Genomic DNA, 20455 nt, shown 5'->3' on the forward strand with positions numbered 1-20455 from the left:
TTTTCACCTAATTCACTCGACAGGGACGTTGTGACCTTTATTCCTGAGGAGGAAATAAATGTTCAATAAACGTTTAACTACCGTGATTCTGACTGGTGCTTTGGCTGTTCTGTTTTTTGCCAAGGCAAGCGTTGGAAGCGAAAGCTCTACGGCTTTATCTGAACAGCATCAAGATGCCGTGCAGCTGTTGGATGAAGCCTATGAAGGACAGTCTGAAGCACAACTTGCTCTCGCTTATCGGTATTTGAGCGGTGATGGTGTTGAGCAGAATGATGAGAAAGCGGCGGACTGGTTTGAAACCGCAGCCAGTTCCGGTAGCCCTGAAGCTCAAACACAGCTTGGCCTAATGTACTTCTCTGGAAGTGGCGTTCAGGTTAGCCAAGCGGACGCTGTCACCTGGATCGGTTTGGCAGCTGCTCAAGATTATGACCCTGCGCTCGACTTATTACATTGGATGTCCCAAGCCGCGCACTAATTCAGATTCTAACCAAAGTTAGTCACAGAAAAGGTTAATCACAGAAAAAGTTAATCATAGAAAAATTATTCACAGCTATTGGAGACGTCTTATGCAGACATTCAAGAAATCCCTACTATTCACAGCGATGGCCGCCGCAAGTAGCGCCGCCTTCGCTGCCGAATCAGAAAAACCGAACATCGTTGTTATTGTCGGTGATGATGTTGGCTTTGCTGATACCCAGCCCTATGGTTCAGAAGTCGAAACTCCGAACTTGATGGCGTTAGCCGAAGAAGGGGGTAAATTCACTAACTTCCATGCATCGCCGACTTCATCAGTAACTCGGTCAATGATGTTAACCGGAGCGAACAGTCACGAGGTTGGGCTAGGTACCTTTGATTATGCTGTCTATCCGGGCGCGATTGGTAAACCGGGTTATGAAGGTTACCTGACCAAGAAGGGCGTAACAGTGGCTACGCTGCTCAAAGAAAATGGCTACAACACGTATTTATCGGGTAAATGGCATTTAGGTCATGATGATGGGTTCCTGCCTGATGACCGAGGTTTTTCGGAGAGTTACGGCATTTTAGCGGGCGGTTCGAATCACTTTAACCGCGACATGATGTTCCCAGCCAAAAACGCGGCTACCGCTGAAGCGCTTCAAAAAGGCGACATTCCCGGCGTTGAAGTTGAGCCAATCTACAGAAATGGTGAAGTCGTTGAGGACAAATACAAAGGCGAGTACTCCGACCAAGTCTACACCAACGAACTCATCAAGATGATCGATGGCAAGAAAGACGACGGTAAGCCTTTCTTCGCTTATCTTCCTTTCACCGCCATACACCTTCCGTTGCAAGCACCAGAATCAGCGTATCAAGATAAAGTAGACTACTACGTCGAGCATGGTTGGGATTCGATTCGTGAAGACCGCTTTGAACGAATGAAGGAGATGGGCGTCATTCCTAAAGATGCCGATATCTCAAGTCGTAATGCATTAAGTCGCCCTTGGGACTCTTTGTCTGAGAAAGAACAAGAGTGGTATGGCAAGAAGATGGCGGTGGCAATGGGCATGATGGAGATGCAAGACCAACAAGTCGGTCAAGTTGTCGATTACCTAAAAGACATTGGGGAATACGACAATACCTACATCATGTATCTGGCAGACAACGGCCCTGAAGCCGCGGACATTACAGGTGAAAACATCAGTGATTTGATTCGCACATGGACGGCGCATCACTTTGACAACTCGACGGAAAACCTAGGGAAAGCCAACTCTAGCGTTTCATTAGGCCCTGAGTGGGCAAGCGCATCAACCGGTGGATTGTCTTGGTATAAAGCGTACACGGCAGAAGGTGGTATTCGAGTGCCCTTTATTGTTAAGCCTGCGAAAGCACTCTTAGAGGGCGATCAAGCGCTGCAACCTGGTACTCAAACTGATGATTTGTCACAAGTAAAAGACATCGCAGCCACCATTCTTGAAATCGCCGATGTAGAGCACCCAGGAACAGAGTATCAAGGTCGTGAAGTGGCCCCAATGAGTGGTGTGAGCTTGCTGCCTTACTTTAAGGGCGAAACTACAGAGGTTCACAGTGCTGATAATACGATTCCATTTGAGTTGTTTGGTAGCGGCATTTTGCTCAAAGGGGATTACAAGATCATCCGAATCTCTACAGGCATGGGCGGTGACAGTGAATGGCACCTGTACAACACCAAACAGGATCCGGCTGAGCAGCATGACTTGAGAAATCAAATGCCAGACTTGTTCCTAGAGATGGTTGCTGAGTATCAAGAGTACGAAAAAGCGCAAAATATTGTGCCAGTTGATGAAGCGTGGAACCCGTTTGAGAACGTGAAATAGAGGAAACAAACTACTCGGCCAACCTAATACCATCAGGCTTGGTTGGCCGATGAACACCGTGTAAAGGAATTACGAATTGTTTTGGCTAATACAATAACTTTTACATCGAGGAATTCTTCATGACGACCTTATCACTATCAAACCTGAGTTCGGTTCCGCAATTTAACGGCAAGGCGCACAGCAAGCTTCAAGCGTTGGCAAAACCCATTGGTGCCGTGTGCAATATCAGTTGTACTTACTGTTATTACTTAGAGAAACAGCAGTTGCTTGAATACCCAAAAGGATCTCAGTACGTGATGGATGAAGCGCTGTTAGAGCTGTATATCAAGCAGTATATTGAGGGGCAGAATACGCCAGAGATTATCTTTTCTTGGCATGGTGGAGAGCCAACTCTGCTCGGCATTGAGTATTTTGAAAGGGTCGTGGCGTTACAGGAAAAATATTGCCCAAGCCACAGCACTATTAGTAATGATCTGCAAACTAACGGCACCTTGTTGAATGATGCGTGGTGTGAGTTCTTCAAGAATAATGACTTTATCATTGGGGTGAGCATTGATGGCCCAGAACACTTACACAATCACTACCGAACCAACCGTGCAGGCAAAGGCACTTTTTCCCAAACCATGTGCGGAATCTGCTATCTAAAAAAACATAACGTTGAGTTTGCGACCTTAACTTGTGTGAACGATGTGACGGGCAAATACCCGTTAGAGGTTTATCGTTTTCTGCGTGACGAAGTGGGCTCAAAGCAGCTGCAGTTTATCCCTGTGGTGGATAAGCGCGAGGCTCATACCAACAATCAATGGTTGAGCAACCAACAAGCGATAATTCCTGTTTCTGGTGAAGTTGAGCCTTGGAGCGTGGGTTCTACGCAATGGGGAGAGTTTCTTAAAGCGGTTTTTGACGAGTGGTTCGAACACGATTTTGGCCGAGTGCTTGTGCCTTACTTTGAGAACTTCGTCGGTGTGTGGATGGGAAGAGACAGCACCATGTGCACGCTGAGTGAGATCTGCGGAAAGGGGTTAGCGGTTGAACCTAATGGCGATGTGTACTCATGCGACCATTACGTCTTTCCTGAGTTTCAGTTGGGCAATATTCATGAGAAGCCGCTATCGACGCTGGCCTTTTCACCTGCTCAGCAAACGTTTGGATTCGCGAAGCAAAAGTCACTACCTAAACAGTGCCAAACCTGTGAGTTTAAATTTGCTTGTCATGGTGAGTGCCCCAAGAACCGAATTATCAACAGTCGTGATGGTGAAACTGGGCTAAATTACCTATGTGAAGGGTGGCTCAAGTTCTTTCATCATATCGATCCTGTGCTCAATGCTTTGCTAAAAGCCAATAACATCGCGTCGCGGATGGGATAAGTGAACCAATGACGTGATAAGCAAAAGCCTAGTTAGAAAAAGAATAAGCCTAGGTAGAAAACGAACAAGCCTGAAAACAAAAAAGCTCGCTATATAAAGCGAGCCTCTTCGTGTGTAGGAGCTGGTTAATCTTTTGAACTCATCGCAAGTAATGTCTCTTCCATGGCATTGTTCAGAATCGAACGGTTGCGTTGCATAGCGGCCATGAGCGTAGAGCCTAGCCATAAGCCGTAAAGCGTGCGAGATAGTGATTCAGGATCCGCGATATTGAAATCACCCGCTTCATTGCCTTCTTCAAATAGCTTCGACATACGCAGTATGATCTTTTCTGCGCCTTCTGCCATGGTCGATTGCAACGGATTAGCAGACCCAGACACTTCACCTGCTAGCTTAACCACAAGGCACTGAATATTGAACTCTTCCGTCAGTTTCGATGCGCACCAAAAGTCAAAATACGCTTTTACACGGTCACGACGAGACAGAGTTTCATCACTCAGAAAGTCATCAAGCTTAACTAGGTGCTCATCAAAGTAGTCGGCTAGAAGGATCTCGCCAAAGTGCTCTTTGGATTTGAAGTAATGGTAAAAAGAACCTTTAGTCCCTTCGGCTTGGTTGATGATTTTCATCAGGCCAACACCAGCAAATCCGTGTTCATTAATAAGGCTAAACCCTGCATCGAGCATAGCTTGTCGCATGTCTTTCATTGATCTTACTCTTTATGCCGAGAATGATGATTAGTGTAGCGATATGCATACCAACCGTCCAGTCTAGAGCGTCAGGATGTCGTCGATAATTAACTCGTTTCGCCAAAGTGGCTTTATCTTCTGTTTGCGCTTGTAAGCAACAAAATTTTTTTCACGATAAGCGCATCCTATAAACCGAAAATAACAACCTTAAAGAGCCTGTTTGGTGCCTTAAAATGGCCAAATTGGAGTGTTTTAAGTGTCTGTTTTTGTTGGTTTTTAATTTGGTGTTTTCTGAAGATCACAATGGTAGTCTTAGCTTAATTTCTTTAGGGGGCTAAATGGACACCAATAACAGCACTTATCATCAGCACAGCTTCGCTCATCAAGATCTGTCTGAAATGACATTTACAGCATGCACTTTTATCCGATGCGACTTCAGGCGTTCAAACTTACGCGATGCAACGTTTATCAATTGTAAGTTCATAGAGCAAGGTGATATCGAGGGCTGCCACTTCGATGTCGCAGATTTGCGTGATGCAAGTTTTCAGAACTGTCAGCTCGCGATGGCCAATTTCAGTAACGCCAATTGCTATGGGATTGAGCTACGTGAATGTGACTTGAAAGGCGCTAACTTTACTCGTGCGAATTTTGCTAATCAGGTGAGCAATCGTATGTATTTTTGCTCGGCGTATATTACGGGTTGTAACCTGTCTTACGCCAATTTTGAACAGGCCTGCTTAGAAAAGTGTGAGTTGTTTGAAAATCGCTGGATAGGCACCTATCTTGCCGGTGCATCATTAAAAGAATCGGATCTCAGCCGCGGTGTATTCTCAGAAGATGTATGGGGGCAGTTCAGCATGCAAGGCGCAAACTTGTGCCATGCTGAATTAGACGGTTTAGACCCTCGTAAGGTCGATACATCTGGAATTAAAATTGTGGCTTGGCAGCAAGAGCAACTGCTTGAAACTATGGGCATTGTTGTGATGCCTGATTAATAGAGTGGGTGGAGCTAGGACAGCGAATAGTGTTGTTTTGTATGACTAACGCTTGTTACACTATAGCCTCGCGGCTGCACATGTTTATATTCAGTTCAATCTAGAGAAAATTATGACTATAGAAAATGTGCTTCCTGAAGATTACGCAGAAATGCTTAAGGTTTGGGAAAATTCAGTCCGAGCAACTCATGACTTTATTACAGAAGAAGATATTGAGTTTTTTAAACCTATCATCATGGAACATGCGTTCCCTGCGGTTTCTTTGAAATGCGTTAAAAATGAAAGTGGTTCGATTGTTGGCTTCGTGGGTGTCCATGATGCAAAAGTCGAGATGCTTTTCGTTTTGAATGAAGTTCGAGGACAAGGGGTAGGTACGGTGTTGTTGCAACATGCGATTGAGCAGCTAGCAGCCACCAAAGTTGACGTAAATGAGCAAAACCCACAAGCGGTAGGTTTCTATCAGCACATGGGGTTCAAAATTGAATCACGCTCTCCACTTGATGACATGGGAAAACCATTTCCAATTCTGCATATGACGCTGTAAGCCTCGGTTGTCGTATCACTCGGTTGTAATCAACCACAGTTGCTAGAAGAAAAGCCCAAAGCTAATAACTTTGGGCTTTTCCGTATTTGGTCGCATGCATTTTATAATGAAGTTTAGAAAAGAGAATGCTAGCGAATATAGGGCTGATTAATGCATACCTGAACGCATTTTGTCGGCAAGTGCAAAGAAGACAAACAGCACAAAACAGACCAGAGCGACACCTAGTGAAATTAAGATCGTTGTGGCGTCTTTTGAAACTAGCGGAACAACGATAGAAGCTATTGCTACCAACATCACCAAGATATGAACGATTCGTCCGTGAATAGGGTTTTTATGACAGAATGAAGCCCATAGGTAACGCATTTTTAACACCAGTATAATATTAGTGGGTTTATTCTATTTCCCTAGTGAGTGTTTTGTAAATATATTTTTCACTACAGGTGACTGTAAACATGATCTAGGTCTTTGTGTTATAAAACTGATTAAATAACATAAAGTTATTGCTTCTTGATAGAGTTGTTACTATCTGTATGATTAATCATAGTATTTCGTATTCTTTGGAATGATAAGTTAAAAATTGTTCGATTTTTGGTTTCTTGACTGAAGATCTCATTTACTGAGTGTTCTATTAAGAGACCGTTTGCTTATTATTATTTGTCTCGTCAATGTCTATATAATTAGAATCAGTTTTTAGTCTGTGATGCGTTTTATGTTATTTATCAAAGAGATTTTTTGATTTGAGATCGCGGTAATCTCGTTCGCAATTCTGTTTGATATACTCAATGTACACTCGATAAATGTGATGGAGATGATATGTCGAAAACCGCGAAGATCATTAATGAAGATAAGTTGGTCAAGAAGGCGTTGGAAGTCGGTTTTAAAATGGCAAAATTACAAGGTTTTGATTTGCCGCACTCATCTCAACCTATAAAAATTAAATCAGTGTACCTATTTCTAGTCGAAGTGAATCAGATTACGCCTCTTCCAGAAAGTAAGCTCGATGGGGCTAATATTAAAAAACGTTTGGCGTTATGGATACACAAGGCATTGCCTGATAACGACCCATTAAAATAGCCTTAGCTAAACAAGTATGCCTAAGCTTCTTTTTAGGCTGTTACTCAGTCAGGCATTTGAACTAAGAAGCCTAGCGTTTATTCGCTAGGCTTTGTTTTTAGCGCTACTTTTCAATAACTCGAGTAGAGTTTTTCGCTATGGGGACAATCACATAACTGACTTGTTGCCCGTTCACCTGTTTGTTTTGGCTGCGGATTACTTGACCATCTACGATTAACGTTGGGTAATCGCCATAGAACCATGCCTCCCATTCGAGGGCATGCTCAGAACGGTTGGTCAGCGTTGACTTCGTGAGTCCATCATGACGTAGGGTTAGCTCATGTTCGCCCATTGGTAACTGATCCACACTTAACCATTCTATGTCACTGGTGAGGTGAGAAGCTGTCGTCACTCGGTGCTCTGCGGCGTTTGGTTTTATGCCCATTAAGCCTTCAATCGTATTCGAAATGAATGTAAAGGATATTTCTGGGTAGTCACCATTGGTTCCTTGAGTTGGACGTTCGTGTGGCTCATCTTTAGTGTCCATTATGTACTGCATCCACTTCCATGCTTCGGCATTGCGATTATATGGAAAGTAGGTTTCAGGAATGTAGGTGTAGGCTTCAATATTGTTGGGTGCCTCTGGCGTGCTACCAATGCCATTACCTAAATTGGTAGCAATGAAATCAAGATACCTGTTGTTTCTTTCTCCAGGATCAGTGATGAGTTTCATCGGCATGAACCAACTATTCTCTTTACCAAAATCGTTTAGGCGCAGCCCATCTTTTTGAACAATGTTAACGTAGTTCTCTAGTGGTTTATTTGAATCTACGATGCTCCAGTCTTCATTAAAGTAACGCTTAAGCTCTTGGGCTTTTTCTCGCCATAGTGTTGCCTCACTGTATTCTTCACGTGCTTCTAGCATTGCTGTGTAAGCGAGCGTAGCTTGGTATTGAGAACCAATTCCGTCGCCAGCTTCAATTGGAAACTCGCCTCGTTCGTTGTACGTGGCCGATCCTTCAAAAATACCGCCATAACCTTCAGCGATTCCATTAGGATCTTGGTCATCATGTAGCTCGATGTAATCGGTGAGAACTTTGGTATAAAACTGCCAGAGATCATCATCTTCTATATAGCGTTTGTCCCCTGTCCATTGATATTGCTTCCATGCCTTTTCAACAAATTCGAACTGTGCTGGCACTTCACGAACAAACCAATTGTCGTCGTCATAATCAATAGTATGTGGCGTACCATCGAAGTTAATGGCCCATAGTGTGTACCACTTTCTTGATTCCGTTGAATGCTTGGCGAATGTTTTGAACATTGAGAAGTTTTCTGGTTCAAGCCCAGCGATTTTTGCGCCACTTGCTTGGTGTAAGAAGTCTCTCGAGTAAAAAGCGGTTCGGTCAAAATAGCCCGCCCAATAAGATGGAATGTAATTTGCGCTGCCATCTCCGTCATTATTGTATTCATCCCGATTCACGAGGTCATGTTGACCTGTCATTACGAAACGTTGAGTTTTCTCGATCGCCCATTCGAAGGAGTCTTGGAGCTTAGTATTTGAAGAGGTGACCACCACTTGCTTTTCTTTTTCGATAGCGGTGAGCGTCCAAAGCTGTTCTTTATTGTTGTCATCTATCACTGCGACTTGTACAGGGTGACGGAAATCGATCACATCGCCCGTGTTGATAGACGAGTAGCTGTTTTCAGATATTAGGATGTTCTCAATAGTCAATGTGGTTAGATCTGTGCCGAATGGGACCTGGAACTTTATATCCCTAGAAATTTTATTGACGCTAGTGACTCCGACTTGTTCTTGAGCTGAGAACTGAATGATTTGGTTGAAATTTAGGGGTTTGTTTTTATTACTTTTTATTAATGCAACGCTGTCTACACTGACGCCACCTTGCGCTGAACCTGAGAACCAGACTTTTAGCTGTTCGCCTTTTTCTAATGGGATGTGTTTCAAATTTTTTCGCTTGTACTTGGTACTTGGCTTAATTTGTTCACTCACCAATATTTGATCGGTGAGGTTAGTCATCGCAAGTGTGGCATCGTTAGAAGGGCTCACAAAGTAAGCGGATAAATCGTAATAGCCCGTCTCAGGAATCGTCACTATTTGACTAATGTGGTGATTCTTACCTTGAGCGATACGACCTCGGTACTCACCTTTATGAGTGAAGTCGTCTTTGATATTAGAAAACCAATAATTCCACCCTAATCCTTTGTTTTCAAAGATAGGGTTCGTAAGAATGTTGTCGTTTTTTTGTGCGTTTGCTCCAGCAGATAACATAAGGGAGAAAGTGACGGCAGAAGCAAGGACTTTGAGTTTCATACTGTTCTCTTTTATTGGAAGTAGAAAGGCTAGTGAGGTTGGAGAGTTGTGGGTATGAACGTCAATGAGGGTTAATACCAACATTGACGTTGCTCTACGACTTATGTTGCTTGTACCGGTTCTACTGGTTTGTGGTTTTCGCCTTTATTTGAGCCATCGTTGGTGATGTGGTCATACTTTTCAGTGAGGTGATCTTGAATCTGTTGGTGATACGCACCGTTCAGTTTATAGAAGCGGAAGTAGATGATTAACGCGATAGCGAAAAAGAACGCGGGTAATCCCACCATGATGCATTGCATGCCAAATACGGTTTCGGGGCTTTGCACTACATTAGGTACATAATCGACGGCAGTGAGCGATATTCCGATAAAAAATGCTGCAAATGCAGAGCCTGCTTTCACAACTAAGGTTTGCACAGAGTAGGCGATGCTTTCACAACGAGAGCCCAGTTTAAATTCACCATAGTCGACGGTGTCTGCCACCATAATGACGTTAAGAACCCAGAATAAAGCGGTACCGATTTGTAGGAACACACCTGCCGTTGAAATAAGTAAAATACTTTGCGTGTCGTACATGCCTACATAGATGAGTACCGCGCTGCCTAAGATAGGGAAAGTCGATGCGCAGGCCCATAGAGTGCGGCGTGAGAACATTTTTGCGAGCTTAGGGAATAGCACCAGTGTGATGAGGTTTGCGATGCCTGCATAAGCCATGTAGTAAGGGAACAGCTCTTCATTGCCGACCACATAAGTGAAGTAGTAAACCGCGAAGGCCGTGATGATGTTAGTCGCCAAATTGTAAGACAGTGCCATGCATAGAACGCTGGTCAGTTGGTCGTTTTTGTAAATAAGTGATAAAAGCTTTTTCAGAGATACCTTCTCTTCAGGCTGTGTGGCGTCGAGGTTCGCGGTTGAATAGCGTTCTTTAACATTACGCAGCGTGATAAACGTCGACACTAAGAAACAGGCAATCAACAGCAGCGTGAATATTTGGAATCCAAACCCTTTGTCGTCACCACCGACATAGTTGACGAACGGCATTGCAATAGCTGCGGTTACTATCCAGGCAAGGCTCGCAAAAAAACGAGGGTATGGCACAAGCTCCTCACGTTCACGTTTGTCTAGGGTGAGTGTGGGAACCAGTGACCAAAAAGGAATATCCATTAACGTGTAAGTCATGCCCCAAAGGATGTAAGTTACAGCGGCGTATGCGATGAGCCACGGGCCTTCAATATAGTGAGCGCTAAACACCATCAATAAGACGACAGAGTTAGCGAGCGTGCCGATTAAAATCCAAGGTTTGAATTTCCCCCAACGGGTGCGTGTATTGTTGACGAGCCAGCCCATGATGGGGTCATTGACCGCATCCCAAATACGAGCGACGAGGAAGATAGTACCGACGGTAGCGGCAGAAATACCGACGACATCAGTGTAGTAAAACATCAGATACATGTAGACGATGGTGATTGCGAAGTCTTTACCAAATGCCCCAAAGCCATAGCTTAATTTGGTGTTCATAGAGATACTCATTGCCACTCCTTACGCCTCCTCGGTGAGAAGGCGTTGATATTCACGTTATTGTTCGCACTGTTGTTGCTATATGCGTTATTGTTTTTATTCGTATTAGATTATTGGTTGACCCACTCCGGTAACCAACCTTCATGTGCTTCAATTAAGTCATCGACCAGTGTATAAATTTCTTCCAGTCCGAGTACCGCGGCAGTGTGTGGGTCTAGCATTGCTGCGTGGTAAATACGGTCGCGATTTTCGGTCAGAATGGCTTCAGTCAATAGAGTTTGTACATTGATGTTGGTCTGCATTAACGCGGCTAAGTGGTTAGGTAGACGCCCTGCCTTGATAGGTTGAACACCATTCGCGTCCACCAAGCAAGCAACCTCAACACAGCAGCCTTGCGGTAAATTGTCGATCAATGCTTCATTCTTTACGTTTCCGTAGATAACGCTCGGGGTGCCTGTCCAGATAGAATTCATGATGGTGCTGGCGTACTCATGAGACTCATCAACAGTAATTTTGTCGGCGGTTTTAAATTCTTGAAGGTCGCGCTTCCAGTCTGCAATTTGCTCGACACAGCGCTTAGGGTACTCATCCAGTGGCACTTTATAACGTTCAATTAAATCTGGGCGATTTGGTTTGATAAAGTAGGGGGTGTATTCCGAAAAATGTTCAGAAGACTCAGTCACAAAGTAGCCCAACTTTTTGAACATCTCGTAGCGAACTAAATTTGTGCAACGGCCATTGTGATGGATGCCAGGCTTCGGGGCTTTGCCACTCTCAAATGCTTCTAGTAGGTCTGGGTAGATATCGACATATTCACCTTGCTCGGTTTTCTTCTCTAGAGTGAGGTAATAAGCCATATGGTTAATGCCGGCACAGGTGTAACGAAGGTCTGAATACTCTAAGTCTAGGTCTCGTGCTAACTCTTCTGCGGTACCTTGTACTGAGTGGCATAAACCGACTTGTTTAATGTGCGGATACTTTTCATACATTGCCCATGTGTTCATCGCCATTGGGTTGACGTAGTTGAGCATGGTGGCGTTCGGACAAACCTCGGTCATATCTTCACAGACACTCCACAGATGCGGTATGGTGCGAAGCGAGCGCATAATACCGCCAGGGCCTAATGTATCTGCGATGGTTTGCTCAAGGCCATGTTGTTTACATACCTCAAAGTCTGTAACCGTACATGGCTCATAGCCACCAATTTGAAAGGCAATCACAACGAAGTCGGCATCCTGCAAAGCTTCTTTTTGGTTTAGGTGACACGATATAGACCCTGTCGCGCCTGATGATTCCATCAATTTGCTCACCACAAGGTGGGATTCTTCCAATCGAAGTTCATCAATATCCATCAAAGCCACATGAGCGTTCTTTAATGCGGAGCGGTGGAAAACATCCCCAAGGATATTTTTGACAAAAATGGTGGAGCCTGCACCAATGAATGTGATTTTAGGGTTTTTCATAGTTGAATCCTTTACCTTCTTTAATTCGTTGAAGATAACTTACACCTTGAATGAGGGAGGATTCGTCTCAGATAAATCAATAGCAGTTCTGTTTCCTAATATTTATAACTCGAAGAGAGGAAATCTTAGGAAACAGGATAACTTAATCAGTTTTGGGGATAGTCTTCCTAAAGCGGAACGAGATTTGAAGTTAAGATGTTGATTTTAATCCCACCTTATAGATCTTACTAAATGGGGTATTCCGTCTTTATGATCTTCTTCTGATTTTTCTGTACGGTGAACTGTTAGAAAGTCAGTTATACGATTTCCTAAGGAGCGATAGATGTCTCAATCTTACCCAGATACGCTGAAAATTGTCGCGCAAGACAAGTATTCCTCTGCAACCGTATCAGTGAGTCCGTTATCACTTTACTCTTCCTATGAGAAAATTGATGTTGAACTCAGGCCTCCACACTCAATGCCGGGTTATCACTGGCATGGTCAAATTGAGGTAAACATTCCATTTGGTGGCGACGTTGAATACATCATCAATGGCAGCCCGTTAGTGGTAAAAAATGGTGCGATTGGATTATTTTGGGCATCGGTACCTCATCGACTGACGAATCCAGGTCAAAGCCACAATATGGGAATCATCAATATACCCATTCACCATTTTATGTCTTGGCCACTCAGTCGAGAACTTGTCAATCAGATTACTCACGGGTGTGTGCTTCAATCCAACTCTTGTTCGTTGATTAGTGAGTTTGAAATTGCACGTTGGGAACAAGAGATGAAGCATTCGTCTGAGAGTCGGCAGCAATTGGCGGTCGATGAAATTGGCTCGATGCTTAAGCGGATCTGTCTTGACGGTTGGCAACAACTGCTGGTGAATCGACAAGATAGATCGACAACAAAAGGAGTGTCCAAGCATTCTCAATTCTATGTGAGTCAAATGCTGGAATACATCGCGACTCATCACAATCAACCGCTGACGATTAAAGATATTGCAGAGCATATTGGCTTACACACCAATTATGCGATGAATGTGTTCCAGCGGACCATGCAGATGACCATTAAACAGTACATTACTGCTATGCGAATCAATCATGCTAGAGCTTTGTTGAGTGACACGGATAGAACGATTCTTGATATCTCGTTGACTGCAGGTTTCAATTCTAGCAGTCGATTCTATGAAACCTTCCAGACATACATTGGCGTCACTCCTACCCAATACCGGAAATTGGCAAGAGACGACCATCGCTGGTCTAGCCACGGAGCCAGTCCGTTATATGATCTTGAGAAAGGGGCATGTGACGGTAAAAGGCCATTAACAGTGGCTGACAGCTTAAATGATGGTGACTGAGTGAGTGACTGAGCGTCTAGGCACTGGCCTAACCTTGAGGATAAACGCAGCCAGTGTTTCAGTATTACTCAAGATGGGCCGGCGTCATGTCGAAGGTTTCAAACCAGTCGATACGATCAGTAAAGCAAAAACAGACCTTGGTAGCCGCCGATTTGTATTTCATCGACATACTCACCAACCTTGCCATTCACATCGACAGGCTTCATAGGTTTTTCTAACTGAATATTGATTTTGGGTGTCGCATAAAAATCAACATTCTTCCCGTAAAAGTCCGTGCGATAGAGCACTCGTCCATGTTCAAACTCTCTAGCGAGTACCATGTCTTTTGGGCCGTTTTCTACGATGTTTTCATCTGATTGATAAAGAAAGTAGGTGTAGGTTGGCAATAATGAAACCTCGCCATTGGGCAGGTCGGCATGAGTGACTTGATCTTGGGAAGAATCGCTCACAATTGTGTAGTCCGCTGGCTTTGGTGTGCTTGTTGATAGCATGAGCGAGATAGGTTGAAAGCCTTTTGGTATATGATTTGAAGGTGGTCCAAGATCGACTTTGAGCAACCCTGTCGGTTTATAGGCGATGTTTTTCGGTATACCCGCCTTCCAAAAATTATCTGCAGTCGTATTGTTACTCCCGTACACATAGCTGTTGTTCCATTGATTAAAGTAACTGTGTTTTGGATGGTGATTGAGATAATAGATGGCGAGTGTTGAGTACTTATCTTGTTGCCAATTTTCTTCGCTGTTATCTAGATATTGGATTCGGCCAAATCTCGTGGTGGCTTGATATATTACGCTTGAACCCGCATAGGCGAGTGCTGAGTTATCCCAAAACTTAGACACCCCGGCATAACCACTAAAGCCAGTCGAGGGGAATAAGTAGTGCTCCCTAAAGTACAGGTTTCCTGAGTCCATTAAGTGTGATTGCCCGTTTCGACTATAAAGATTGGCCGTTCCAATATTAAGGCCAATTGAAAGCTCATCGTCGTTAGCTGATAACTGTTTGAGAAAGTCTGCGAATTGTTCTTTGTATCGCTTATCCGCTTCATCAGACCCTACGACAAGACCAAGCTCTTGGATTGTTCCTCCTGAGTAAACCTCAAATTGATTGCTGCCTAAAAGCTTATTGGTATCGTCGTTGTACGCGCCATTGAGCCCTTGTTGTGCCCAGTGCTTTGTATAGTAGCTTCGTATAGATCTTAATAAATCGGGATTGGCAAGATTGGTCAATGCCCACGATGAGTTTACCCCCCACATTCGCCCAAAAGGAATGACGCGTGATTCCCAACGAAATCGAGCGGTGGCTGATTTGTTGTTCCTGTTTTTATATTCATTAGAGGATAGATAGTTGTCTTGGTTGAGATCGGCCGATTGGTCAAAACCGCGAATCTTGCGCCATTGACCTGTTTTATTGTGAGATTTGGTTTTATGGTGAGATTTGGTTCCATTATGAGATTTGGTTTTATGCTGAGATTTGGCTTCACTGGGTGATTGTGAATTCGATTTTGTGGTCAAAGTGGGGAGAGCTTTGGTATCGATTTTTGGGAAACTGTTTTTTAATTGAATACGATTTAGGCGAGGTCGAACATCACCTTGACTACCTTGCCAGCGTACCCTGACAACATACAAACGCCCACCATCACGGACAAACGTTGACCCAAAGTATTGGCCTCCACCGTAACTCTGGCCGCTGCCATCGTGAGTGTTCGCTCGCATCCAATCAGAAGGTACTCGCCAGTTTACCGATTGGTTTTGGGCCATGTTGAGCGTGTTGTCTTTGGTTATTGCTACATTAGACCAACTAGTGACTTTCCCCTGAGCATCTATCGATGAAGGATATTCAATTCTAAATTTTCCGCCTTGTGCATAGCGTGAGAATTCAAACGTCAAGCTGTTGAATTGTTCTGAGTGGTAAACATAGAGCGCTCCACCTTGCTCAACATATTCGAATACATCGGCATCCCAAGGTGGTTGCTGGTAAAGCGCAAATCCCGCATGCATTTCATCTGCTGTATAGCCAACGAGCATAGGCTTACGGTTTAAAATTGTATTCTCACCGTGTGTAGTATCCAGCTCTGCAAGAATGGTGTCTTCTGCGAAGTGTAAGAAGAAGTCTTCATAATCGAAGCTATTTTGCTCTGCGATGTTTCTTATTTCGTTTTCCAACTCCCCTGAATTGAGCTCTAACTTTTGGTTGTACATATAGCCGATGGTATTGGCTTTCTCATTAGTACTTTTATCTTCATAAGCCCCAAACACCAAGTCGCTATTGTTGAGCTCCCAATCAATCACATCGTTGGCTGAAACTGATGCTCCCTGCAAGTTGAACCCTCGTTCATGCTGACTTGGTAACACAATCGTATAGTTGGCCGAACTGGCATTTGGAAGTGCAAGGAAGGTAAAAGGGAGAGCTGATATCAATAGATTGAAGTGTTTTTTCATGAAACTTCCTAGCCACAATGGGAGTCACTTTGTCGTGGTCAACAAATTCCGGAGACTCGCTAAAGCAAAAATAACAAAACGTCCTTAGAGCGATATAAGTGTAGCAAACCCTATTTATGAGCTTATCTGACGATAAAGTTGTATGACCATGAACTTTTGGCCTCCAACTTGACAGTTTAGAGGTTACTAACAACTATTAAGTTGATGATTTTAAATCCGTAATCCATAGATTTACCGAAGTTGCATGATTAAGGGCGTAGGTGTGGATATTTTTATGACGTTCACCATGAGTGAACTCGATAAATAAGGAGAGGATGCCTCTTATGATGTCTTTACTATTTTTATTGTTACTTGTGGCGATGGTGTGCGGGTTTTTCGGCAAGAAGACCGCCGCATATGGCTTTTTTGCTGGCTCAGTGATCTTAGGTTTGTATTGGTTTAATCACCATGCGACTGACCCTCTATCGATCTTATTGTAAGGAGCTAGCATGAATCGAAATCAGTTAACTCTCCTGAATACACTTGGTTTACTGGGTATGACAGCCGTTTTGTTGATCGGCTTCATTCTTCAGTTTGTCCTCAATGAACTTCCTTGCCCACTATGTCTATTACAACGGATTGGTTTTGTGATGGTCGCGTTTGGCTTCATGCTGAATGTGGTTTACGGGCCTCAACCTCGTCACTATGGTGTTGTGCTAATTGGCGCTTTGTATGGTGTGGCGACATCGTTAAGACAAGTTTCCCTACACGTCATTCCGGGCACTCCTGGCTATGGCAGTCCGATATTTGGTATGCATTATTACACTTGGGCCTTTGTGTTGTTCGCCGCGACCATATTGGGTGTTGCCGTGATCTTGATATTAACCAATAAAGCGGAGTCTCACGAACCCTACAAAATGACTAATTTCGGGCGCATCGCGTGTCTACTGGCGATTGTCGTCGTGGCACTAAATGCGATTGCCACATTTGTAGAGTGCGGGCCTTATCAGTGTCCTGATAACCCAGTGAGCTATTGGTTACTCAATCAAGGGGCTGGTGGATAATTTCTGAGTTTGAACAAAAAGAGCGAGAGGCCACTCCTCGCTCTTTTTGTATGTAACGCATTTCCAAATCTGCGAACAGTTTAGATCAGCTACTTATGTGCTTAGCGATTCACCTGATCAATAATCTCTCGTGTTAGGCGTGCAATCTCATCCCACTCTTTGTTTTCGACTAGCTTCTTATCCACCATCCAAGTGCCACCACATGCTAATACTTGAGGAACTGCTAGGTAGTTACCAATGTTTGATGGCGTGATACCGCCAGTAGGCATGAGTCGAATATCACTGTATGGCCCAACGAGCGATTTCACCATGCTGAGTCCACCAGAGGCTTCTGCAGGGAAGAATTTGAGAGTCGTTAGGCCCATCTCTAATGCCGCTTCAACCGTGCTTGGATTGTTCACTCCCGGGATAATATTGATGCCGATTTCTTGGCACGCTCTTATTGTATTTGGATTAAAACCAGGGGAAACCACGAATGTTGCGCCCGCTTCTTTAGCAGCGAGTGCTTGTTCACCGTTTAAGATGGTTCCCGCACCAATAAGTATTTCTGGCTGTGCTTGGCGAAGTAATCGAATCGCTTCAACAGCGGCATCTGAACGGAACGTAATTTCTGCTGCTGGCAGCCCATTTTCAGCCAAGACTTTACCGAGTGGAATAATATCTTCTGCGTTATCAATCGCGATAACTGGGATAACTTTAAGTGCTTTTAATTGGTCATTAATTGTAGGCATGGTTTACTTCTTAATAGGGTTTGAAAGAGTGTCTGTGATGGTTTTTGAAATAATCGCACCGTGGTGCTGAATCACTAGTCTCGCTAGTGCATTACCTTGTTGGCAGGCTTCTGCAATAGAGCCTCCAGCCAGATAGCAAGATAAGAAACCCCCGTTAAAAGAATCGCCTGCTGAAGTGCTATCGACCACGGTTTCGACAGGTGTCGTTGTGATTTTTACTGATGCACCTTCTGGGTTTTCACTGATCAGGCAGCCTTCAGCACCGAGTTTAACAATGATGGTTTTGACACCCAGTTTGTGTAGTCGGTCGATTGTGTCTTGAGGTGTTTGGTCGTCCCAGAGTTGCTGTTCATCATCAAAGGTAACTAAGGCGAGATCAGTGGCTTGATAACCTAATCGATAACACTCTTTGGTCGTGCTTTCTGAATCCCATAATTTTGGTCGGTAATTACTATCAAAGGCGATGGTTACGCCACGTTCACGCAGGCCTTGGATGATAGTGAGTAACTTGAGTTGATCGTCATGTGGCAATATTGCGAGAGAAATACCGCTCAAAAACACCATCTCAACATCTTCAAGCTGGGCGGTTATTTTGTCGAAATCTGGGTGCTGTACCATGTAGCGAGCCGCGGAGTCATTACGCCAATACAGAAATGTGCGTTCGCCAACGTCGTCCAATTGAATCAGATACAGGCCTGGCGAGCGCTGTTCGTCGATAAGCACTAAATCGGTTGATAGTCCTTCATCTTGCCAACGCTTGAGCATCTGTTGGCTAATGGAATCTGCCCCAAGAGCAGTGACGTAACTGGTACGAATCAAAGGAGCATCTGTTGAGCTTGAATAGCTGGTGGCACTTCGGTTCAAATACACAGCGGCGTTGAGCGTATCTCCACCATAGGTTTGTTGCATGGTACCGAATGGAGCGCCGTTCAGTTCAATCATGCACTCGCCGATAATCGCAATGTGGCTCATAGTGTGCCCTTACAGAAAGATTGGTATTACTAGGTATAAATGATGGAACGTGGCTACAAGGAAGGTAGCCACGTTGATTATGTTCCCATTAGGTTGGGAGGAAGTGTTACTTGTTGTCTAGCTTTACGAATAACAGTGTTAATACGTAAGACAGTACAAACACACCAACCACACCCATAATCGCTTGGATAAAGTTCTGTGTGCCGCCTGCAAGGTAAGCTGGAAGGCTGAATACAGAAGAAAGAATGTAGCTGGTTAAATGGGTATCGATCGTTACAGAGATAGCACCGAACACACCTGCCGCTAAACTCGCGGTCATCATCGCTTTGGTGTATTTCGTTAGTACACCAAATAGAGCCGGTTCCGTGATGCCTAAGATAGCGGTAACGCTTGAGCCCATCGTGATTGAAGATTGCTCTTTAGAAACCGTTTTGCGTTGTTTGTGCCAGATTGCCATTGTCGCACCAGCAATTGCCATGTTACCTAAACACATGATTGGCATTAGTAAATCCTTACCATACAGTGCGAAGTTGTTCAGGCTGATTGGTGTCATGCTGTGGTGAATACCAAACACAATCGTAATCGGGCGAGTCAGACCAAAAACAAAGCCCGTTAACGTTGGAGATATCTCCAGTAGCGAGCTCATTACCCAACCTGCACCATTACTTAGCCAGATACCAGCAGGGCCAACAAATGATAGCGTGATGGTAGAAGTCACAGTAAACGCAAGCAGTGGCGTAAATACTGGTTTCGCTGAAGAGGGTACCAGTCGGTCAACCATCGGCGTGACTTTCGATAGTAACCAAATCGCCAAAATAGCAGGGACAATAGCACCACCGTAATTAAGCAGTTCAATCGGTATAACGCCTAACACCGTCAATTCTGGTACCGCGCCAGCATCTTTGAGTAGCACTGCTTTATCGACTAGTTTGGGTGCCAACATCGCTGAAGAGACAGCCAGCGCAATGTATTCGTTTACTTTAAATACTTTGGCTGCAGAGAAAGAAACCAGCATTGGTAGGAAGAAGAAAACAGCGACAGAAATAGAACGGAAAAAGTAAACAGTGTCTGAGGTTTCAGAGATAACGTTGGTTGCGATAAGCCCTGAGAGTAGCCCCATCAACATACCAGCGCCCGCTATGGCAGGAACGACAGGGCCAAAGATGCCTGCGACAATACGCATCACGCCTTGGAATAGTTTTCCTTTCTCTAGCTCATCACTAACTGTTGATTCTGCCTGTTGCTTGTTAGACAGTGCGTTGAACCATTGCTCGACTTCAACGCCAATAATGACTTGGGTTTGGCCTTGTTGCAGCACCACACCTTTCACGCCAGCGATCTGTTTAATAGCGTCTTCGTTTGCTTGAGCCTCGTCTGCCAGTTTGAATCGTAAACGAGTCATGCAGTGAGTAATGCTCACAATATTGTCTTCACCACCAAGAGCAGAGACTAATAACTGTATATTTTCTTTGAAATTTTTCTTTTTAGACGATGACTTAGAGTTATTCATAACAGCATCATTATTTTCAACAATTTGCATACTACACCTGTTACTGGGATATATTTAACTCCAGTAATCATATCGATAACTTATTTAAAGCCAATGGGATAAAAAGAGACTTCAATCACACTTAAAATTCGAATAAATTATTTTTGA

General features: G+C 44.1%; 18 protein-coding genes. 9 read left to right on the forward strand and 9 right to left on the reverse strand.

Features of this window, described 5'->3' with window-relative positions:
* The first annotated feature begins 58 nt into the window (after positions 1–58).
* The 3 genes from BCT49_RS13540 to BCT49_RS13550 all read left to right on the forward strand — a co-directional run bounded on the left by BCT49_RS13540 (position 59) and on the right by BCT49_RS13550 (position 3679).
* Positions 59–475, forward strand: a complete 417-nt coding sequence (locus BCT49_RS13540; protein WP_102435856.1) for a tetratricopeptide repeat protein — start codon at positions 59–61, stop codon at positions 473–475.
* Positions 476–566: 91 nt separating this feature from the next.
* On the forward strand, positions 567–2312 hold the full coding sequence (locus BCT49_RS13545; RefSeq protein ID WP_102435858.1) for an arylsulfatase: 1746 nt from the start codon (positions 567–569) through the stop codon (positions 2310–2312).
* A gap of 119 nt (positions 2313–2431) precedes the next feature.
* Positions 2432–3679: an anaerobic sulfatase maturase gene (locus BCT49_RS13550; RefSeq protein WP_102435860.1), complete on the forward strand. Its 1248-nt coding sequence runs from the start codon at positions 2432–2434 to the stop codon at positions 3677–3679.
* A 125-nt stretch (positions 3680–3804) separates the two neighbouring features.
* On the opposite strand, the gene BCT49_RS13555 is transcribed toward BCT49_RS13550, so the two are convergent.
* A complete protein-coding gene (locus BCT49_RS13555; protein WP_102435862.1) occupies positions 3805–4383 on the reverse strand; it encodes a TetR/AcrR family transcriptional regulator in 579 nt (192 codons plus the stop codon).
* A 320-nt stretch (positions 4384–4703) separates the two neighbouring features.
* Between BCT49_RS13555 and BCT49_RS13560 the strand changes: the two genes are divergently transcribed.
* A complete protein-coding gene (locus BCT49_RS13560) occupies positions 4704–5360 on the forward strand; it encodes a QnrS family quinolone resistance pentapeptide repeat protein (RefSeq protein WP_102435864.1) in 657 nt (218 codons plus the stop codon).
* A gap of 112 nt (positions 5361–5472) precedes the next feature.
* Positions 5473–5904, forward strand: coding sequence for a GNAT family N-acetyltransferase (locus BCT49_RS13565; RefSeq protein WP_050632689.1), 432 nt, complete (start codon positions 5473–5475; stop codon positions 5902–5904).
* 147 nt (positions 5905–6051) lie between these two features.
* Here the strand turns inward: BCT49_RS13565 and BCT49_RS13570 are convergent, their stop codons facing one another.
* A complete protein-coding gene (locus tag BCT49_RS13570) occupies positions 6052–6267 on the reverse strand; it encodes a hypothetical protein (RefSeq protein ID WP_102435866.1) in 216 nt (71 codons plus the stop codon).
* 450 nt (positions 6268–6717) lie between these two features.
* Between BCT49_RS13570 and BCT49_RS13575 the strand changes: the two genes are divergently transcribed.
* Entirely contained in the window at positions 6718–6978 is a 261-nt protein-coding gene (locus BCT49_RS13575) for a DUF5062 family protein (RefSeq protein WP_054542576.1), read from the forward strand.
* Between the two features lie 103 nt (positions 6979–7081).
* On the opposite strand, the gene BCT49_RS13580 is transcribed toward BCT49_RS13575, so the two are convergent.
* From BCT49_RS13580 to BCT49_RS13590, 3 genes are all read right to left on the reverse strand, one after another.
* Entirely contained in the window at positions 7082–9292 is a 2211-nt protein-coding gene (locus tag BCT49_RS13580) for a hypothetical protein (RefSeq protein WP_102435868.1), read from the reverse strand.
* 101 nt (positions 9293–9393) lie between these two features.
* Positions 9394–10821, reverse strand: a complete 1428-nt coding sequence (gene melB / locus BCT49_RS13585; protein ID WP_102435870.1) for a melibiose:sodium transporter MelB — start codon at positions 10819–10821, stop codon at positions 9394–9396.
* Positions 10822–10919: 98 nt separating this feature from the next.
* A complete protein-coding gene (locus BCT49_RS13590) occupies positions 10920–12272 on the reverse strand; it encodes an alpha-glucosidase/alpha-galactosidase (RefSeq protein WP_102435873.1) in 1353 nt (450 codons plus the stop codon).
* Positions 12273–12594: 322 nt separating this feature from the next.
* Here BCT49_RS13590 and melR point away from each other — a divergent pair, with 322 nt between their 5' ends.
* Complete coding sequence (gene melR, locus BCT49_RS13595) at positions 12595–13614, forward strand: transcriptional regulator MelR (protein ID WP_102435875.1); 1020 nt, start codon at positions 12595–12597, stop codon at positions 13612–13614.
* A gap of 116 nt (positions 13615–13730) precedes the next feature.
* Here melR and BCT49_RS13600 read toward each other — a convergent pair whose 3' ends face one another.
* Positions 13731–16052: a hypothetical protein gene (locus BCT49_RS13600; protein WP_102435877.1), complete on the reverse strand. Its 2322-nt coding sequence runs from the start codon at positions 16050–16052 to the stop codon at positions 13731–13733.
* Positions 16053–16375: 323 nt separating this feature from the next.
* On the opposite strand from BCT49_RS13600, the gene BCT49_RS25895 reads away from it, so the two are divergent.
* Both BCT49_RS25895 and BCT49_RS13605 read left to right on the forward strand, forming a co-directional pair.
* Positions 16376–16531, forward strand: coding sequence for a DUF5993 family protein (locus BCT49_RS25895; protein ID WP_017075701.1), 156 nt, complete (start codon positions 16376–16378; stop codon positions 16529–16531).
* A gap of 9 nt (positions 16532–16540) precedes the next feature.
* Positions 16541–17095, forward strand: a complete 555-nt coding sequence (locus BCT49_RS13605; RefSeq protein WP_102435879.1) for a disulfide bond formation protein B — start codon at positions 16541–16543, stop codon at positions 17093–17095.
* Between the two features lie 101 nt (positions 17096–17196).
* Here BCT49_RS13605 and BCT49_RS13610 read toward each other — a convergent pair whose 3' ends face one another.
* The 3 genes from BCT49_RS13610 to BCT49_RS13620 form a co-directional block, all read right to left on the reverse strand.
* On the reverse strand, positions 17197–17826 hold the full coding sequence (locus tag BCT49_RS13610; RefSeq protein ID WP_102435881.1) for a bifunctional 4-hydroxy-2-oxoglutarate aldolase/2-dehydro-3-deoxy-phosphogluconate aldolase: 630 nt from the start codon (positions 17824–17826) through the stop codon (positions 17197–17199).
* A 3-nt stretch (positions 17827–17829) separates the two neighbouring features.
* The gene (locus BCT49_RS13615; protein WP_102435883.1) at positions 17830–18798 is read right to left on the reverse strand and encodes a sugar kinase; all 969 of its coding nucleotides are present in this window, start codon (positions 18796–18798) and stop codon (positions 17830–17832) included.
* 106 nt (positions 18799–18904) lie between these two features.
* A complete protein-coding gene (locus BCT49_RS13620) occupies positions 18905–20338 on the reverse strand; it encodes a PTS transporter subunit EIIC (protein WP_102435886.1) in 1434 nt (477 codons plus the stop codon).
* Positions 20339–20455: the final 117 nt, after the last annotated feature.

Origin of the sequence: Vibrio lentus (assembly GCF_002875945.1) — a bacterium.
Lineage (GTDB): Bacteria > Pseudomonadota > Gammaproteobacteria > Enterobacterales > Vibrionaceae > Vibrio > Vibrio apostichopi.

What these genes read in the sequence shown, in the direction of transcription:
- BCT49_RS13540 (WP_102435856.1), top strand. Translation starts at nt 59, where the DNA reads ATGTTCAATAAACGTTTAACTACCGTGATTCTGACTGGTGCTTTGGCT.
- BCT49_RS13545 (WP_102435858.1), top strand. Translation starts at nt 567, where the DNA reads ATGCAGACATTCAAGAAATCCCTACTATTCACAGCGATGGCCGCCGCA.
- BCT49_RS13550 (WP_102435860.1), top strand. Translation starts at nt 2,432, where the DNA reads ATGACGACCTTATCACTATCAAACCTGAGTTCGGTTCCGCAATTTAAC.
- BCT49_RS13555 (WP_102435862.1), bottom strand. Translation starts at nt 4,383, where the DNA reads ATGAAAGACATGCGACAAGCTATGCTCGATGCAGGGTTTAGCCTTATT.
- BCT49_RS13560 (WP_102435864.1), top strand. Translation starts at nt 4,704, where the DNA reads ATGGACACCAATAACAGCACTTATCATCAGCACAGCTTCGCTCATCAA.
- BCT49_RS13565 (WP_050632689.1), top strand. Translation starts at nt 5,473, where the DNA reads ATGACTATAGAAAATGTGCTTCCTGAAGATTACGCAGAAATGCTTAAG.
- BCT49_RS13570 (WP_102435866.1), bottom strand. Translation starts at nt 6,267, where the DNA reads ATGCGTTACCTATGGGCTTCATTCTGTCATAAAAACCCTATTCACGGA.
- BCT49_RS13575 (WP_054542576.1), top strand. Translation starts at nt 6,718, where the DNA reads ATGTCGAAAACCGCGAAGATCATTAATGAAGATAAGTTGGTCAAGAAG.
- BCT49_RS13580 (WP_102435868.1), bottom strand. Translation starts at nt 9,292, where the DNA reads ATGAAACTCAAAGTCCTTGCTTCTGCCGTCACTTTCTCCCTTATGTTA.
- melB (WP_102435870.1), bottom strand. Translation starts at nt 10,821, where the DNA reads ATGAGTATCTCTATGAACACCAAATTAAGCTATGGCTTTGGGGCATTT.
- BCT49_RS13590 (WP_102435873.1), bottom strand. Translation starts at nt 12,272, where the DNA reads ATGAAAAACCCTAAAATCACATTCATTGGTGCAGGCTCCACCATTTTT.
- melR (WP_102435875.1), top strand. Translation starts at nt 12,595, where the DNA reads ATGTCTCAATCTTACCCAGATACGCTGAAAATTGTCGCGCAAGACAAG.
- BCT49_RS13600 (WP_102435877.1), bottom strand. Translation starts at nt 16,052, where the DNA reads ATGAAAAAACACTTCAATCTATTGATATCAGCTCTCCCTTTTACCTTC.
- BCT49_RS25895 (WP_017075701.1), top strand. Translation starts at nt 16,376, where the DNA reads ATGATGTCTTTACTATTTTTATTGTTACTTGTGGCGATGGTGTGCGGG.
- BCT49_RS13605 (WP_102435879.1), top strand. Translation starts at nt 16,541, where the DNA reads ATGAATCGAAATCAGTTAACTCTCCTGAATACACTTGGTTTACTGGGT.
- BCT49_RS13610 (WP_102435881.1), bottom strand. Translation starts at nt 17,826, where the DNA reads ATGCCTACAATTAATGACCAATTAAAAGCACTTAAAGTTATCCCAGTT.
- BCT49_RS13615 (WP_102435883.1), bottom strand. Translation starts at nt 18,798, where the DNA reads ATGAGCCACATTGCGATTATCGGCGAGTGCATGATTGAACTGAACGGC.
- BCT49_RS13620 (WP_102435886.1), bottom strand. Translation starts at nt 20,338, where the DNA reads ATGCAAATTGTTGAAAATAATGATGCTGTTATGAATAACTCTAAGTCA.